This window comes from Bradyrhizobium betae, from assembly GCF_004123905.1.
Lineage (GTDB): Bacteria > Pseudomonadota > Alphaproteobacteria > Rhizobiales > Xanthobacteraceae > Bradyrhizobium > Bradyrhizobium betae_A.
On sequence record NZ_MZXW01000017.1, the window covers coordinates 163,824 to 179,163 of the forward strand.

The 15,340-nt window shown below is 64.7% G+C and carries 14 protein-coding genes and 1 pseudogene; 7 read left to right on the forward strand and 8 right to left on the reverse strand.

From position 1 onward, the window contains the following. The first annotated feature begins 133 nt into the window (after positions 1-133). From B5V03_RS41480 to B5V03_RS16405, 3 genes are all read left to right on the forward strand, one after another. Complete coding sequence (locus tag B5V03_RS41480) at positions 134-301, forward strand: hypothetical protein (RefSeq protein ID WP_164988056.1); 168 nt, start codon at positions 134-136, stop codon at positions 299-301. A 219-nt stretch (positions 302-520) separates the two neighbouring features. Next, entirely contained in the window at positions 521-1,252 is a 732-nt protein-coding gene (locus B5V03_RS16400) for a 4'-phosphopantetheinyl transferase family protein (RefSeq protein ID WP_129271353.1), read from the forward strand. Next, positions 1,249-2,229 (forward strand): LLM class flavin-dependent oxidoreductase, encoded by a 981-nt coding sequence (locus tag B5V03_RS16405; RefSeq protein ID WP_129271354.1) that lies wholly within the window; start codon positions 1,249-1,251, stop codon positions 2,227-2,229. Before B5V03_RS16400 ends, B5V03_RS16405 begins: the two co-directional genes overlap by 4 nt. Here B5V03_RS16405 and B5V03_RS16410 read toward each other — a convergent pair. The 3 genes and pseudogenes from B5V03_RS16410 to B5V03_RS16420 all read right to left on the reverse strand — a co-directional run bounded on the left by B5V03_RS16410 (position 2,226) and on the right by B5V03_RS16420 (position 5,244). Beyond that, a complete protein-coding gene (locus tag B5V03_RS16410; protein WP_129271355.1) occupies positions 2,226-3,065 on the reverse strand; it encodes an ABC transporter ATP-binding protein in 840 nt (279 codons plus the stop codon). The genes B5V03_RS16405 and B5V03_RS16410 overlap by 4 nt on opposite strands. Next, complete coding sequence (locus B5V03_RS16415; protein ID WP_129271356.1) at positions 3,062-3,862, reverse strand: ABC transporter permease; 801 nt, start codon at positions 3,860-3,862, stop codon at positions 3,062-3,064. The genes B5V03_RS16410 and B5V03_RS16415 overlap by 4 nt, the downstream gene beginning before the upstream one ends. 4 nt (positions 3,863-3,866) lie before the next feature. Further along, a pseudogene (locus tag B5V03_RS16420) lies at positions 3,867-5,244 on the reverse strand (ABC transporter substrate-binding protein). 346 nt (positions 5,245-5,590) lie between these two features. Here B5V03_RS16420 and B5V03_RS16425 point away from each other — a divergent pair. Next, positions 5,591-6,430, forward strand: coding sequence for a Crp/Fnr family transcriptional regulator (locus B5V03_RS16425; protein WP_129271357.1), 840 nt, complete (start codon positions 5,591-5,593; stop codon positions 6,428-6,430). A 202-nt stretch (positions 6,431-6,632) separates the two neighbouring features. On the opposite strand, the gene B5V03_RS16430 is transcribed toward B5V03_RS16425, so the two are convergent. The 3 genes from B5V03_RS16430 to B5V03_RS16440 form a co-directional block, all read right to left on the reverse strand. Further along, positions 6,633-7,658, reverse strand: coding sequence for a histone deacetylase family protein (locus B5V03_RS16430; protein WP_129271358.1), 1,026 nt, complete (start codon positions 7,656-7,658; stop codon positions 6,633-6,635). A 166-nt stretch (positions 7,659-7,824) separates the two neighbouring features. Continuing rightward, positions 7,825-8,766, reverse strand: coding sequence for an SMP-30/gluconolactonase/LRE family protein (locus tag B5V03_RS16435; RefSeq protein ID WP_164988057.1), 942 nt, complete (start codon positions 8,764-8,766; stop codon positions 7,825-7,827). Continuing rightward, positions 8,723-10,795 carry a PQQ-dependent sugar dehydrogenase gene (locus B5V03_RS16440; protein ID WP_129271360.1) on the reverse strand — a complete coding sequence of 691 codons (2,073 nt, stop codon included), beginning with the start codon at positions 10,793-10,795 and terminating at the stop codon, positions 8,723-8,725. The genes B5V03_RS16435 and B5V03_RS16440 overlap by 44 nt, the downstream gene beginning before the upstream one ends. Positions 10,796-10,996: 201 nt before the next feature. Here B5V03_RS16440 and B5V03_RS16445 point away from each other — a divergent pair, with 201 nt between their 5' ends. Continuing rightward, the gene (locus tag B5V03_RS16445; protein ID WP_129271361.1) at positions 10,997-11,230 is read left to right on the forward strand and encodes a DUF6894 family protein; all 234 of its coding nucleotides are present in this window, start codon (positions 10,997-10,999) and stop codon (positions 11,228-11,230) included. 9 nt (positions 11,231-11,239) lie between these two features. Further along, entirely contained in the window at positions 11,240-11,416 is a 177-nt protein-coding gene (locus tag B5V03_RS41485) for a hypothetical protein (protein WP_164988058.1), read from the forward strand. A 135-nt stretch (positions 11,417-11,551) separates the two neighbouring features. On the opposite strand, the gene B5V03_RS16450 is transcribed toward B5V03_RS41485, so the two are convergent. Further along, the gene (locus B5V03_RS16450; RefSeq protein ID WP_129271362.1) at positions 11,552-12,325 is read right to left on the reverse strand and encodes an enoyl-CoA hydratase-related protein; all 774 of its coding nucleotides are present in this window, start codon (positions 12,323-12,325) and stop codon (positions 11,552-11,554) included. 128 nt (positions 12,326-12,453) lie between these two features. Between B5V03_RS16450 and B5V03_RS16455 the strand changes: the two genes are divergently transcribed. Next, entirely contained in the window at positions 12,454-14,043 is a 1,590-nt protein-coding gene (locus B5V03_RS16455) for a gamma-glutamyltransferase family protein (protein ID WP_129271363.1), read from the forward strand. A 2-nt stretch (positions 14,044-14,045) separates the two neighbouring features. Here the strand turns inward: B5V03_RS16455 and B5V03_RS16460 are convergent, their stop codons facing one another. Further along, positions 14,046-15,332 (reverse strand): NAD(P)/FAD-dependent oxidoreductase, encoded by a 1,287-nt coding sequence (locus B5V03_RS16460; RefSeq protein ID WP_129271364.1) that lies wholly within the window; start codon positions 15,330-15,332, stop codon positions 14,046-14,048. Positions 15,333-15,340: the final 8 nt, after the last annotated feature.

Below are 15,340 nucleotides of genomic sequence, written 5' to 3' on the forward strand. Positions count from 1 at the left end.
CAGGACGAGCGAATACGAGTTCACTCGTCAAAGCTGTGAATGACCAAGTTGCATCTTGATTATTTGGCGCCAGCGCGCAAGATTATTCCCGCGTTTTGATTTGGACGATTATTTCAACCGGGGGAGTGTCATTATGGGTTTCATCAAATTTACCAAGGGTACCTCGCTGAGCGACAAGGACCGGAAGGCCCTGCAAAAGTTGCTGGCCGCGGAGAAGAAGAAGCTGCAGTCCGCGCTGAAGGACGTCGATGCCAGCCTTTCGATGCTGGGCGGCTCGAAGAAGGCCAAGAAGAAAAAGTAAGACTAGTCGGCGGAGACGCCGCACGAATCTTCGGATAACGGCCACACGCCTGCCGAGCTGGGGGGCTCGCACAAGCTTGCGTCCGTAAACCGTCTAGCAATTGACAAGAATCCGCCCGGGTGGACCGTTAGAAGCGGTCCGCTCAGTTGATTCTTGCTCAGTTGATTCTTCCGTCAGGGCCGGGGATTAGGCCTCTGCCTGACGCCAAAGGCCTAATTGATGGCAGACGACAGGATTGAACTGTTTGTCGGACTGATCGAGACCATTGACGCGCCCGGCGCAGCCGACGCGTGTCGATGCTTGCTCTCGGCGGAGGAACGGGTCCGCGCCGACCGTTTCATGTTCGAGCGGCACCGGCGGCAATACATTTTCGCACACGCGATGTTGCGCCTGGCGCTGTCGAAGGTCGCGCCTGACGTCGATCCCACCGACTGGTCCTTTGCGGCGGGCCGCTATGGGCGGCCGTTTGTCGCCTCGCCCAAGACCTCGACCTCACTGCATTTCAGCCTGTCGCACGCCGATGGCTGCGTTGCTTGCGTGGTGTCCGGGCACGAAGCCGTTGGCGTAGACGTCGAGACCGTGTCGCGGCGGGTGGCGCCGCTGTCGACCGCGCTTCGGTTCTTTGCGCCGGAGGAGGTCGAAACCTTGCGCGGACTGCCGGAGCCCGCAGCAATCGAGCGCTTCTTCGATTACTGGACGCTCAAGGAGGCCTATCTGAAGGCCAGGGGCTTTGGGCTCAATCTGCCGCTCGACGCCTTCGCGATGCAGGTGTCGCGCGAGGCCATCGAGATCAGCTTCAAGCCCGATATCGCCGACGATCCCCAGGGCTGGCGATTCCAGCTGTGCTCGCCGTCACCCTCGCATCGCCTTGCAATCGCCGACGGCTCCCGGGCGGAGGGCGGCCTTCCCATTACCCGCAATGCCTGGCCGCTCCAGGAAGCGGCTGAATGACGATCTCGCGGCTGCGCGTCTTTCCCGCGATCTCGCGCAACCGCGATCCCCAAAAATATGTCGGCGAGCTGATGCGGGTGGCGCAGTTCGCCGAACGCAACGGCTTCGAAGGCATTTTGCTGTTCGAAGGCAATGACGTGTTCGTCGAGCCCTGGGCGATGGCCCAGCACATCATGGCAGGGACGGCGCGATCCTCGCCGCTGATCGCGGTCAATCCGGTCTACATGCACCCGTTCACGGCGGCGAAATTCGTCTCGTCCTTTGCGCAGCTCAACGGCCGCAAGGTCTATCTCAACATGATCACGGGGACCGCGGTCAGTGATTTGCAGGGACTGGGCGACGAACAGTCGCATGGCGAGCGCTATGTCCGGCTCGGCGAATTCGTCGCACTGATGCGCCAATTGCTCTCGAGCCCGCGGCCGGTGAATTTCGAGGGCCGGTTCTATCGTGCAAGCAATTTGCAACTTCGCCCGCGCCTGCCGGTGGAGCTGATGCCGGAATTTTTAATCGCCGGCCAATCGGAAGCGGCGCAGCGTGTGGCGAAGGAGACCGGCTGCATCAAGATGCAGATGCTGCCGCCAGATCTCGATCGTGGGCTCGACGCACCCGGAATGAATTTTGGAATTTTTGCGCGCGAGAGCGGCGATGAGGCGCGGCGGGCGGCCAAGGTGCGCTTCCGCGATAATCCTGATGATCGCGAGCTTCTCGCGCTCACGGTGGAGAACAGCGACTCCACATGGAAGCGGCGGCTGTACGACGGGCAAAGCGGCGAGCTCGCGGACAACGGCTATTGGCTATTGCCGTTCCTCACCTTCCAGGCCGACTGCCCCTATCTCGTCGGCAGCTACGAGGAGATCGGCGCAAAGCTGAAGGAGTTTGCGGCGAAGGGCCTGACCACGGTCATGCTCGACATGGTCGCGGATGAAGCCGAGATGGAGCACGTCTGCAAGGCACTCGCGGCGAGCGGGATGTTTTAGGGCGGCGCGCCGAGTGGGCTCAGCCGCGCCAGCGGTTCAGCACCCTCCGGCCGCCGCAACAGCTGCATGACATGCCGCTTCAGGCGCACGAATTCGGGTTCGGTCACGAGTTCCTGGCTGCGTGGCCTTGCAAAGGGCAGCACGATATCCTCGATGACCCGGCCGGGCCTGGCGCTCATCACGACGATGCGATCGGCGAGGAACAGCGCCTCGTCGATATCGTGGGTGACGAAGACCGTGGTGATCGGGATCTTGCTCCAGATATCGAGCAGGACCTCCTGCATCATGCCGCGCGTCTGGGCATCGAGCGCGCTGAAGGGCTCGTCCATCAGCAGCACCCGCGGCTGGTTGATCAGGACCCGCGCGATTTCGACGCGCTGCTGCATGCCGCCCGATAGCTGCGCAGGGTAAAACGTCTCGAAGCCGGAAAGGCCGACCAGCTTCAGGATGGCGTCGGCGGCGCGGTCGCGTTCCTTCTTCGCGAGGCCACGCATCTTCGGGCCGAAGGCCACGTTGTCGCGAACCCGCTTCCAGGGAAACAGCGTGTGCTGCTGAAACACCATGCCGCGATCGGGGCTCGGCCCCTGAACCGTCTGCCCGTCCACCGTCAGTCGACCGGCCGTGATCGGCAGATGCCCCGCCAGCGCGCCGAGCAAGGTGGACTTGCCGCAGCCGGAGGGGCCGAGGATGCAGACGAGCTCTCCCGGCGCGATCGCGACATCGAGACCGCTCACCGCCTCGAATGCGTCGTTGCCCGCGCCAAGCGAAATCGAGACGTCGGCGATGTCGATGCGACCGACGCTCCCGGTGCTGATATCCGCGACCCGGATGTTCATCGTGCGACCTTCGGGCTGCGCCAAGGCATCAGAAGCCGGCCGGCCGTGGTCAACAGCCAGCTCGAGCCCATGCCAAGCAGGCCGATGATCAGCATGCCGACGATGATGTCGGCGTAGTTCTGGAGCGTGTAGGCTTCCCAGGTGTAGTAGCCGATGCCGAACTGCCCCGAGATCATCTCTGCGGTGACGAGGCAGAACCACGAGGTGCCCATGCCGATCGCAAGGCCGGTGACGATGCTGGGCGCGGCATCCGGCAGCACGACCTCCGCCAGGATCGCCAGCTCACCTGCGCCGAGGCTGCGCGCGGAGGCGACCAGCCGGCGGTCGACATTGGCAACGCCGTGGACCGTGTTCAGCACGATCGGAAACAAGGCGCCGATGAAGGTGATGTAGATCATCGAGAGCTCGGACGACGGGAACATCAGGATCGACAGCGGTATCCATGCCACCGCCGGAATCGGCCGCAGCAATTCGAGCGGCGGCAGCAAGAGGTCGCTCGCCGCACGCGACCGGCCGATCGCAAAGCCGAGGATCACCCCGATCACCACCGCCGCCCCGTAGCCCGCGAACACCCGCCAGAGGCTACTGGTGATATGCGCCGCCAGTTTCGGCGAACGCAACAAAGTGAGCGCGGATTGAACGACCTCGACCGGCGGCGGCACGTTGCGGAAGGTGACGATCCCGAGATTGGCATGCGTCGTCGAAGCGACCTGCCACAGGGCGATGCAGGCCAGGATCGAAAGGCCACGGACCAGCCATCGGACGCCGGCGGGCCGCGTCTGGATAGCGGTGGCCATGGCCTCACCGGCTCGCGACGAGGGACTCGCGCGCGGCCGCGAAGTCGAGGACCTCGCCGCCGTTTTGCTTCGACCAGCCATCGGCCGCCTGCTTGAGCAGGAACGCGCTCAGCTCACCTTTGGACGACCGCACGAACCAAGCCTGGTTTGCGAACAGCTTGATGCCGCTCTCGCGATCCTGGGCATAGACCACGCGGATGGCCTTGCCGTCCTTCTCAAGGCCGGCAAGCGCCTTCAGCGCATTCTCGGGCGAGGCATAGTGGCGGACATGGGCCTCGTCCTTGACCCAGATCTGCGCGACGCGGGTGACATCACTGATCTCGGCGCCGGTTGCCGCGTCCCTGGCTTTGAGCGGAAGCTGCGCATAGTTCTTCAGCTCCGCATCATAGTCGCGGCCCACCTGCGCGGTCGCGATGCGGATGAACTTGTCGGTGACGAACTGGTTGATGTCGAGATCGCTGTCGGCGCGCTTGAGCAGTTTTAGTGTCTTGATCGAGGTCGCGACCGCCTGGCGGTATTCGGGCTTCCAGGTGACGTCGCGGGTTTGGAGTCCGAGCGGGCCGTGAAAGAGATAGTCGACCTCGGCCTCGATGCCGGTGACCTTTGCGATCAACTCGCTGTACTTCTCCGGCTCCTCCGCGATCAGGCGATCCGCCTCGATCGCGGCGCGCAGATAGGCGACGACGATCTCCGGATATTTTTCGGCGTACTCCGCATCGACCAGCCCGCCGTGGAATGTCGGTGCGTTGGCCTGCGCGCCATCAAAAATCTTGCGCGCGAAGCCGCGCCACGGAAACAGCTCGGCGAACGGAACGAAGTCGGCATGCGCTTCGATCTTGCTGGCCTGCAGGGCCGGCCCCGCAACCTCCGGCGCCTGGGTGATGATGTTTGACGTCGGTCTCGGGATTCCAGCCCCTGGCTTCGATGGCACGGAGCAGCATGCCGTGCGAGGTCGAGGCGAAGGGAACTGAGATGGTCTTGCCCTTGAGCTCGTCGAGCGACTGCACCGGTGAACTCGACGGCACGACGATGCCGTTGCCGCTGCCCTTGGTGCTGCCGGACAGCACGCTGATGAAAAGGCTGCGGCGCCCCGCCTTCTGGAACGCGACGCCGTTGAGCGACCCGGGGAAATCCGCCATCGCGCCGAAATCGAGCTTGCCCGCGACCATCTCGTTGGTCAGCGGCGCGCCGCTCGTAAAATTCTTCCACTGGATGTCGTAGGTGACGTCCTTGTACTTGCCGTCATGCGGCAGGAATTTCTCGAGCAGCTTGAGCTCGCGAATCAGCAGTCCGCCGGTCGCGCAATTGATCGTCGCATCCTGCGTGCCGACCGCCACGCGGATCGTCTCCGCCTGCGACGGCCCGAACATGGCGACGGTCATTGCCACAACGGCCGCACTGATTCTCAAAGAGCTGAAATCGATCATCGAACTGTCCTCGGAGGCCGGCGCATGCCGGCAGCGATGCGAGCCGGCACTATCGAAGGCGCGGCGCAATGCATGAAGCAATTACTTGCATCGTCATTGGAGACGCTCGCGTCGCGAATCCGGAACGCAACAGCGCAAAGGATTTTCTCGAAACCGTGCGATCAACAGCGCAATCATTCCGCCGCCGGTCGCCGCACATATCAAGCTTTGCTAAGTGATTTGGAACGATCGCAAAGAGATGGACATCGCGCCATCGCCGCTCTTACCTACCCGCAAGACCTCGAAGAGTTGACGGATTGCGATGACCATACTCAAGGAAGCTGCCGCGACCGAGCCTGCCGCTTTCGCTGACCGGCCTCTTGCCGGCGCTCCGTTCGACTGGCCCGCCCGCGAGACAACGCGGCGAGCCCGCAGCGCACGCGTGAAGACCGCAAGCTCGGCGCTGTTCATGAGCGAGACCATCGATGGATTGAACGCGGGGGCGCATTTCCTCGATCGCCTGTCGGCGCCGGAGCAGGCGCGCGTGCACGCGGCCGGCCGCACCATCACGGTGCCGCAGGGCGAGATGGTGTTCAGCCAGGGCGACGGCCACGACGGCATCTTCATCATCCGCCGCGGGCAAGTGCGGGTCTACTACACGGCGCCGTCGGGGCGCGAGATCACGCTTGCCTACTGGACGCCGGGACATTTCATCGGCGGTCCGGAGATTTCCGGCGGCGGCATTCACATGTGGTCCGGCATCGCCATCGAAGCCTGCGAGATTTCAGCTCTCTCCGGCCCCGCGCTCGAAAAACTCCTGACCGGCATGCCCGGCTTCGCGCTGGCGCTGATCGACGGCCTGATCGCCAAGGGCAAATGCTACTCCTCGATGGCGCAGATCCTCGGCACGCGCTCAGTGATCGAACGGCTGGCGCAGTTCCTGCTCACGCTGTCGGAGCTGCATGGCGTTGCCGATGGCGACACCGTCATCATCAATCGCAAGATCACCCATGACCAGATCGCGGCTATGGTCGGCTCGACCCGGCAATGGGTCACGATGATGCTGAAGCGCTTCCAGAACCGCCGCATCATCGCCATCAACGGCAGCACCATCCGGATCAGGCGGGTGGATCTGCTGGAGCAGATCTTGTTTAGGGAGTGAGGCGCGTCGCGCGGAGACGAGCGCGGTCCTTCTCCCTCTCCCCGTTCTTACGGGGCCGCGACGAGCCTCGCTCGCGCTGAGAGGGTTGGGGTGAGGGGCCTCTCTCCGCGAGTGAGATGTTCGTGAGACCTGTACCCCCTCACCCGGATCGCAAGAGCGATCCGACCTCTCCCCGCAAGCGGGGAGAGGTTAGGAACCAGCCTCAGCGCGCTTCTTCGAATCCGGCCAGCACAGAGGTCAGGTTCGCGCCCAGAATATCCGAGAGATAGCCGCCCTCCTGCACGAACACGGTGGGCAGGCCCAGCTTCGCGATGACCTGGCCGATGCGGCGGAAGCCGGGCGTGGTGACGGCGAGGCCCTTGAGCGGATCGTGCTCGGAGGCATCGAGGCCGAGCGCGATGACGAGGGCGCCGGGCGCGAAGGACTCGATCGCCTTGCGTGCGACTTCCATCGCCTGGATGTAGCCGTCGTCGCCGGTGCCGATGGCCAGGGGAATGTTGAGATTGGTGCCGAGGCCCGGCCCCTCGCCGCGCTCATGCGCATAACCCCACACGTAAGGATAATACGCGACAGGGTCGGCGTGGATCGACACCGTGTAGACATCGGGCCGCGCATAAAAAATGCCCTGCGTGCCGTTGCCGTGATGAACGTCGACGTCGAGGATCACGACGCGCTCGTGCTTCTGCCGCAGATGTGCGGCGGCGATCGCGCTGTTGTTGAGGAAGCAGAAGCCGCCGGCCATGTCGCGATAGGCGTGATGGCCGGGCGGGCGGCAGAGCGCGTAGACTGCGTCTTCACCGTCCATCACCATCTGTGCTGCCGTAGCCGCAACGTCCGTCGCAGCGCAAGCCGCAGCCCAGGTGCCCGGACCGATCGGCGCCGCGGTATCGGCGGTGTGCCAGCCGAGCTTGCCGACGATATGGGTCGGATAGGTCGCGGCGTGGCGCACGGGATGGATATTGCCGATCATCTCCGGACCGGAATCGCCGAGCGCTTTCCAGGCGTCCCAGGCTTCGCTGAGAAACGACAGATATTCCGGGCTGTGAATGCGCGCGCGAGGCCCTTGCCCGAATGTCGTCGGCTCGACCAGTTGATGCTTGCCGTCCTTCAACCCCTTGAGCAGGCGGTCGGCGCGCTCGGGCTGCTCGGTCGTGCGCTTGACGACACCGCGAACCAGGAAGAATTGCGGATCATGGCTGCGGTGCAGTTCGGTATGGACGGCTTTCACTCAAACACTCCGTGGTCGCTTGCTCTCTGGACGCGTTTTCTTCACGCGAACCGGTGCGCTCGAAAACGCTATGGAAGATGCCACAGATGTCTTGATCCCCGCGGCGGCCAGAAGCAAGCAAGAAGAATGCCGCCGCCCTGCGCTCTGAGCAGACCGCCCTTGAAGCTCAGCAGCGCCCGCGCTGCAGGCAATGCTCGCGGCCCTGCTGGTCGGTGCGGAAGGACTCGACGAAGCCGCCCTGGCGCTGGGTGACGAAGACGGTCTTGCCATCGCTGCCGCCGAAGGCGAGGTTGGTCGGCTCCTTGCCCTTCAGTGCGATCTCGCGTTCGACCGCGCCATTCGGCTTCACCAGCGAGATCGTACCCTTGAGGATGCGCGCGATATAGAGCCGGCCGCCCACGTCGGTGCGCAGGCCATCGACCGTGTCAGGTTGGAATGTCTTGACGAGCTTTGCGCTGGTGAGCTCGTTGCCATTGATCGCATAGGACCAGATCTGCCCACTGCTGGATTCGCCGACGTAGAGCGTCTTGCCGTCGGGGCTGAGATCGATGCCGTTGGTGGTGCCCATCGCGCGCGGCGCCGACATCACCTGCCCCTGCACCGATCCATCCGCGGCTTTCGCGATGCGCCAGATGTGGCCTTCCCGGCCCTTCCAGTTCGGATCGCTCGCATAGATCGTGCCATCGCGCGCGACCGTGATGTCGTTGGGCTGGTTCATCTCGTCGGAGTGAAACCAGACGGCGGGCTCGGCGCTTCCCTTCGCAATGGTGAAGATGTTGTGCTTCTTGTAGTCGGCGATGAACATGGTGCCACCGCGATCGAAACGGATGGCGTTGCCGACGCTGCCTTCGGGAAGTGCCGTGAACAGCTCCGACGCCGCACCGCCCGCAGGCAGCTTGCCGATGGTGCCGGGCTTGCCGAGATTGACGACGAACAGATTCCCGTCGAGATCGGCGGCCGGTCCTTCGATGCCATAGGTGTACTCGCCCGGCGGCGTTACCTGCACGCTCTCGAACAGCTTCGTCTCCGCTTGCGCGGGCATCGCCGCGATGACGAGAAGGACGCTACTGCACAGGCACCAGAAATTCCTGCCGGATGTAATAGCCATCGTCGTCGCTGCACTCGCCATTCAGATAGGGGTCGGCCGGCCGGAAGAATCGGCTGAAGCCGGGTTTGTCTACAGCGCCCCTTTGTGTCACGACAACGACCTTGGTGGCCGGTATTTCGCCGCATTCCTTGTTGGCTTTGCTGAAGAACTTGCGCTGCGGCGGACCCGGCTTGATCCGCATCCGCGTGCCCGGAACCATCTTGGCGATGAGCAGGTCGGCGGTATCGAGCAGGCGCGCGTAGCTAGGCTCGGTCTTCGGCAGGCTCTCGCCGCCCGGCGGCATCAGCTTCTCCGCGCCGAGACCACGAAGGCGCGTGCGCAGCCTGCCGGCATCGGGGTCGCCCGGATAGATCCAGCCGTCCTGCGACAGCATGAAGCGAAGTACCGTCTTGTCCTTCTCTCCGTCCGATTGTCCGGCCTTCAGGCCAAAATCCGAATGGCAGCCGACGCAATGCTTCTCGACGAGGCCCTTGCGCAACGTGGTAAGGCGGATGCTGTTCTGCGCATCTCTGGCAACGAAGGCCGCGAGCTGGTCGATCATCGCCTGGCTGCGCGTGTCGCAGGGCAGTGGCGGCGGTGCATCGCCCGTGGCGCGATCGATGCGGATCACGGTCTGGTTTTTGTCCTCGACCAGCCAGATCGCACCGTCTTCCGCGACCGTCATGCCGACCGGCGCGCCCTGCGGCCGCGCACCGTTGACGCGGTGCCAGCCGGCGATCAGCTCTTCGAACGGCGCGGCAGTGACATCGCCGGCGTCCGTCTGAAAATTATGGGTCGGATCGGCTGCGCAACTAACGTGGTATCGCACCGGCGCCGGGGCGGACTTCGGGAAACCGTGGTCGTCGACGTCGTAGATCAGCACGCGGCTTCCGGTCGGGCGATAGCCGTGCAGACCGACCAGCAGCTTGCCCTCCAGCTCCGGGAATTTGGCGCCGTGATAATAGAGCATCGCGAGCGGCGCGCCGTGCGGCGGCATCAGCGAGAACGGCGGCTTGTAGAGCGCGTTGGCCGTGCAGAGCGATTTGTAGACGCCGGATTGCAGGACAATCCTGAATTCGGGGCTCGGCGTCGCGAGGTCGAAACAATAGGGCCAGCCATAATGCCTGCCCTGCTCGATCGCGTTGATCTCCTCGTTCGGCTTGAAGATGTCAGGCAGGTCGCGGCCATTCTCGCCTTGCAGGAAGGCGTAGCCCGCATCCGGAAAGTTCGGATGTAGCGCCAGCGCCATCGAATTGCGCAAGCCGCGCGCATAGACGGTGTGCGGCGGGTCGGGATCGCCTGCCTTCAACGCCGGGAAGGCGCCGCCCGCGGGCGGCGTGAACAGCCAGATCGACGCCATCGCGGACGCGCCCTCCGCGGCCGCACAAGGCTTCGTGATCGGCGCCGGCGTGATGCAGTCGTCGCTGTGCGAGCCGATATTGACGAACAGCCGGCCGGTCCTGTCGAACACGAACTGCTTGAGCGGATGCGCGCTCTCGTCGAGCCTAGTGCCGTCGGGCAGTGTGATCCGGCGGCCCGGCATATGACGGATGATGGTTTCGACCGTGCTCCGCGGATTGTCGGCGAGCGGATCGAACCGGAAGATCGTCTCTGATGTCGAGGCATAGAGCTTCTTGTCCGGGCCGATCACGAGGCCGAACGGGTACTCGACGCCGGTCAGCAGCTCCTTGAAGCGCTGGCCTTGGGGCGCATGCGGATCGAGCAGCAGCAGCCGTCCGTCGGTGTGGCCCCAGCCGCCCATGTCGGCGACCACGAACAGGTCGCGGCCGGGCACCTGCATGATCGAGCGCGGAAATTTGAGGTGATCCTCTTCGCTGGCGACGAGGCCGGCGCAAAATCCCGCCTTCATGTCGATCTGGATCCTGGGAAAGGCGAGATCCCCGCTACCGCAGGTATCCGTGCCGATGGCATAGCCGCTCTTCCTCACCGACTCGGAAGAGGCCGGGGCAGCGCCGAGCAGCGCTGCGACCAAAACCGCTGCAAACACACGCAGGTTTCGGCGGGCGTGCCCGAATGTGAACTGGTTCACGGTGGTCTCCCGGACTTTCGGGAAGCTTGTTCCATGCCGCCTGAACGCCGTCCAGCCATCACCCGCCTGTGATTAAACCTTTAACGACCTTGGTGCCGACCAATCTCCGTAAATTCCCTTACCGGGCTCGCCCCGAATGTTTCGCGAATGCCTCGGGTGGTATCGTTTTGCCATCCCAATCGCTCCCAATAGGAGACGCATATGGTCCAGGTCTATTTTCACTGCTCCAACACCGAGGGCACGCTGATCGACCGCTACGGCGCCGCCGTCGCCAACCTGACCGAGGCGCGCGACCGTGCGGCCCAGATCATGCATTCGATGATCCAGACCCCCGGCTCCGAGGACTGGCGCGACTGGGTGATCCATGTTGCCGACGACGACGGCGAGGAGATTTTCGATCTCCCCTTCACCGCCATGCTCGGCAAGCCGCATTGAGGTGATGCCATGCTGTTCGCTTCACTGACCCTGCTCCGCCAGCCCCTCACCTTCGTCGCCACCAAATGGCAGAAGCTGGTGCGGATCGCGGGCAACCCCTACCGCCCCGAGCTGCACTACATGCGTGGGCCTGGCCCGAAATGGCACGCCAAGTATCAGGCCAGCCGGCTGGACCGCAGGCTCTGAGCGCCACTTCTTAGATTTCACGCTAACGGTCTCTCCATAGTCATGCCCGGGCTTGTCCCGGGCATCCACATTTTTGGCCACCCGAAAGACGTGGATGGCCGGGACAAGCCCGGCCATGACGGCGAGAAGTGTGCCCTACCTCCCGGTAAACTTCGCCTTGCGCTTCTCGACGAAGGCATTGCGCCCTTCGATCGCATCGGCGCTCTTGCGGATCGTGGCCTGAAGCTCGATCTCGCGGCGGAATTGCGCCTCGTAGGTCGCGTGCTCGCTCTCCTCGACCAGCGCGCGGGTCGCGACCAAAGCGCGCGTCGGGCCATCGGCCAAACGACGCGCCAGGGCCAGCGCCTCATCCATCAGCTTCGCATCGTCGACCACCTCTCGCACCAGGCCGATCTCCTGCGCCCGCTCAGCCGTGAGCGGCTCGTTCAACAGCATCAGCTCGAGCGCGCGCTGCCGGCCGATCAGGCGCGGCAATAGCCAGGTCGAGCCGAGATCCGGCACCAGCGCGATACGGCTGAACACCTGGATGAAGCTTGCCGAGCGCGCCGCGACAATCATGTCGCCGGCCATTGCCAGACTGAAGCCGCCGCCGGCCGCCACGCCATTGACGGCCACGACGACCGGCACGCGGCATTCGCGCAGCGCCCTGAAGGCCGGCCAGTAGAAGCGCATCACACCGGCGGCGATGTCCTCGCCGAGCGCTTCCGATGCCTTCAAATTCTGGCCCGAGCAGAAGCCGCGCCCGGCGCCGGTGAGGATCAAGGCGCGGACATCGTCATCCCCAGTCATCTCGGCGACCGCGGCGGCGAGCGCGCCGAGCAGGTCCGGCGTCATCGCATTCAGGCTTGCCGGCTCGTCCAGCGTCAGGATTCCGACCGCGCCATCCCGCGCCCGTTTCACACCTGCCATGTCGCGTCTCCCTCTGGATGTTCTCGTTGGCGCCAATGTGCCATTGTCCGCGCGCTTCGCCAAATGCGGGGCTTGGAAGTCAGCGCAACGAAGCCAAGACAACTTAAGACAAGACAAAAAGCGACATCATGCCTCATCAGTTCAGCCTCGCCCAAACCGTCCGCAAACCTGCCGTCAAGACCAAGGGCGGCATCGTCGCCGCGCAATCGCGGCGAGCGGCTGAAGTGGGCGCGGAGGTGCTGGCGGCCGGTGGCGACTGCGTCGACGCGATCGTCGCGACCACCATGGCGCTCAACGTGCTGGAGCCCTGGAACAGCGGCATCGGCGGCGGCGGCGCCATGGTGCTCTACCGCGCCAAGGAAAATCGCTATGAGGTGATCGACTACGGCATGTGCGCGCCGCAGAGCCTGCGCGCCGCCGACTACCCGCTCAGCGGCAAGGGCGCGGCCGCAGATCTGTTTCCCTGGCAGAGGGTGAAGGACGACCGCAACATCCACGGTCCCGGCTCGGTCGCCGTGCCCGGCGTCGTCGCCGGCATGGAAGAGGCGCATCGCCGCCACGCCAGGCTGCCGTGGAAGGATCTGGTCGTACCGGCCGTGGCACTCGCCGGCGAAGGCCTGCTGGTCGATTGGTGGACCACGCTGACGATTGCAGCATCGGCCGCCGATCTCAGGCGCTATCCGGGAAGCGCGGCAACGTTCCTGAAGGACGGCCTGCCGCCGAGCGCACCATGGGGCATCAAATCCGAGACGCGGTTGCCGCTTGAGACGTTGAAGGCGACGCTGTCGCATCTCGCCGAAGCCGGTCCGCGCGATTTCTACCAAGGCGACCTCGCCAAGAGCATCGCCTCCGACATCAAGGCCGACGGCGGCTCGCTGTCGGTGGAAGATCTCGCTGCGTTCCGTGCCCATCTGCGCGAGCCACTGGCGATCCCCTATCGCGGCGGCAAGGTGTTTGCGACGCCGGAGCTGACGGCCGGGCCGACCATGGCGCATGCTCTGCGCCTGTTGCAGCAGAACCTGAAGCCGGCCAACGCGCCGGATGCGGCGGCCTACAGCGAATACGCCGTGGCGCTGCAAGAGGCCTATCGCGAGCGGCTCAAGGACATGGGCGATGCCGACGGCAAGCGCTCGCTTGGCGCGGAATATCTGGCGCCCGCCTGCACCACGCATTTCTCCGTGGTCGACCGCCACGGCAACATGGCCGCTGTGACGCAGACCCTGCTCTCGTCCTTCGGCTCGAAATATGTGACGCCGCATACCGGCATCGCCATGAACAACGGCATCATGTGGTTCGACCCGACGCCGGGCACCACCAATTCGCTCGCCCCGGGCAAGCGCTGCCTCACCAACTACACGCCCGTGATCGCAGAGACGAAGGACGGCAAGCGCCTCGCGGTCGGCGCCTCCGGCGGCCGGCGCATCCTGCCGTCGGTCATGCAGCTCGTGTCCTTTGCGATGGACTTCGGCATGGATCTCGATAGCGCCATCCACCAGCCGCGCATCGACGCCAGCGAAGGCGCGATCGTGATTGGCGACTCCCGTCTGCCGGCGGACGCACGCAAGACGCTCGCCGCGCGCTTCGACTATGAAGAGAGCCGGGTGCAGGCCTTGCCGCAAAAATTCGCGTGCCCGAGCGTGGTGATGCGCGAGGGCGACACGAATTTCGGTGCGGTCGAGATTTTCCAGCCCTGGGCGGATGCTGTAGTAGAGGGCTGAGGCTAGATCCCCAGCCGGTCGCGCACGCGGCCTGCGATCACCGCGGTCGTCACACCCACCGGCCAGAACGCGTGCATCGGGATCGGCTTGATGCCGGTGACGGGCATGTCGATCTCGGCCTTGGCGCCGCCGATCAGACGGCGGGCGAGTTGGGCGCCCATCGCGGTCGAGAGCGCGACGCCGCGGCCGTTGCAGCCGAGCGAGATCAGGATGTTGTCCGCGGGCTCGTGCACATGCGGATAATGGTCCTTGGTGATGGCGAGCCGGCTGTTCCAGCCATGGGTCCAGGCGACGCCCTTGAGCTGCGGCCACAGCCGCTCGGCGTAGCGCATGAGATAGGCGACGTCATCAGGCGAGTCGATCCAGCGCATCGGGCCGCGCCCGCCCATCAGCAGGCGATTCTGCTGATCGATGCGGTAATAGACGGTGATGTGGCCGCTCTCGTAGAGCACGGGACGCGTCGGCATGATCGAGCGGGCGACCTCGTCGGAGAGCGGCGCTGTGGCGGCGATCGAGGAAAACACCGGCACGATGGTGCGGCGGAGCGCGGGCCAGAGATCGTCGGTAAACCCGTTGGTGGCGAGCAGGACCTTGTCGGCATGCACGATCGCGCGCGGCGTCTCGATGCGCCAACGCGAACCGTCGCGGCGCAGCGATAGCGCCGGCGTTTCACCATGCACCTTCGCGCCCGCGGAGATCGCGGCGCGCGCGAGACCGCGGGCGTAGCTCAAAGGATGCAGGTCGCCGCCGCGGGAGTCGAGCATCGCGCCGATATAGCGGTCGGTGCCGGTCATCTCGCGCAGCTGCTCGCGATTGAGATATTTCACAGGCATACCGCGGCGGATGCATTGGTCTACCGTTGTCTTGATCGCGGCAGCGCTGGCCTCGTGATAGGCCGCGCGCAGCGTGCCGTTCTGGCGGGGCTCGCACGGGATCTGGTAGCGGCGGATCAGATCATGGGTGAAATTCGGCGTGCCGTAGGAGAACTCGATCATGCGGCGGCCGAGTTCACTGCCGAAATCGGCCTCGATCTGATCGGGATCGTGCTTCAAGCCGGGATTGGTGTGGCCGCCATTGTTGCCCGACGCGCCCCAGCCCGGTTCCTGCGCCTCCAGCACCAGGGCCTCGACGCCCTGCCCGGCCAGATGCAACGCCGTGGACAGGCCGGTGTAGCCGCCGCCGACGATCGCGACGGAAACACTCTTGTCGACGTCGAGCGGCGGCGTGGCCACCGGTGCGACAGCGGTGTCGGCATAGAGCGAGGGCGGCAGCGGCAGGCGCGGGTTCATGGCGAAGT

What these genes read in the sequence shown, in the direction of transcription:
- B5V03_RS16425 (WP_129271357.1), top strand. Translation starts at nt 5,591, where the DNA reads ATGACCATACTCAAGGAAGCTGCCGCGACCGAGCCTGCCGCTTTCGCT.
- B5V03_RS16435 (WP_164988057.1), bottom strand. Translation starts at nt 8,766, where the DNA reads ATGGCTATTACATCCGGCAGGAATTTCTGGTGCCTGTGCAGTAGCGTC.
- B5V03_RS41480 (WP_164988056.1), top strand. Translation starts at nt 134, where the DNA reads ATGGGTTTCATCAAATTTACCAAGGGTACCTCGCTGAGCGACAAGGAC.
- B5V03_RS41485 (WP_164988058.1), top strand. Translation starts at nt 11,240, where the DNA reads ATGCTGTTCGCTTCACTGACCCTGCTCCGCCAGCCCCTCACCTTCGTC.
- B5V03_RS16410 (WP_129271355.1), bottom strand. Translation starts at nt 3,065, where the DNA reads ATGAACATCCGGGTCGCGGATATCAGCACCGGGAGCGTCGGTCGCATC.
- B5V03_RS16450 (WP_129271362.1), bottom strand. Translation starts at nt 12,325, where the DNA reads ATGGCAGGTGTGAAACGGGCGCGGGATGGCGCGGTCGGAATCCTGACG.
- B5V03_RS16405 (WP_129271354.1), top strand. Translation starts at nt 1,249, where the DNA reads ATGACGATCTCGCGGCTGCGCGTCTTTCCCGCGATCTCGCGCAACCGC.
- B5V03_RS16415 (WP_129271356.1), bottom strand. Translation starts at nt 3,862, where the DNA reads ATGGCCACCGCTATCCAGACGCGGCCCGCCGGCGTCCGATGGCTGGTC.
- B5V03_RS16445 (WP_129271361.1), top strand. Translation starts at nt 10,997, where the DNA reads ATGGTCCAGGTCTATTTTCACTGCTCCAACACCGAGGGCACGCTGATC.
- B5V03_RS16455 (WP_129271363.1), top strand. Translation starts at nt 12,454, where the DNA reads ATGCCTCATCAGTTCAGCCTCGCCCAAACCGTCCGCAAACCTGCCGTC.
- B5V03_RS16400 (WP_129271353.1), top strand. Translation starts at nt 521, where the DNA reads ATGGCAGACGACAGGATTGAACTGTTTGTCGGACTGATCGAGACCATT.
- B5V03_RS16460 (WP_129271364.1), bottom strand. Translation starts at nt 15,332, where the DNA reads ATGAACCCGCGCCTGCCGCTGCCGCCCTCGCTCTATGCCGACACCGCT.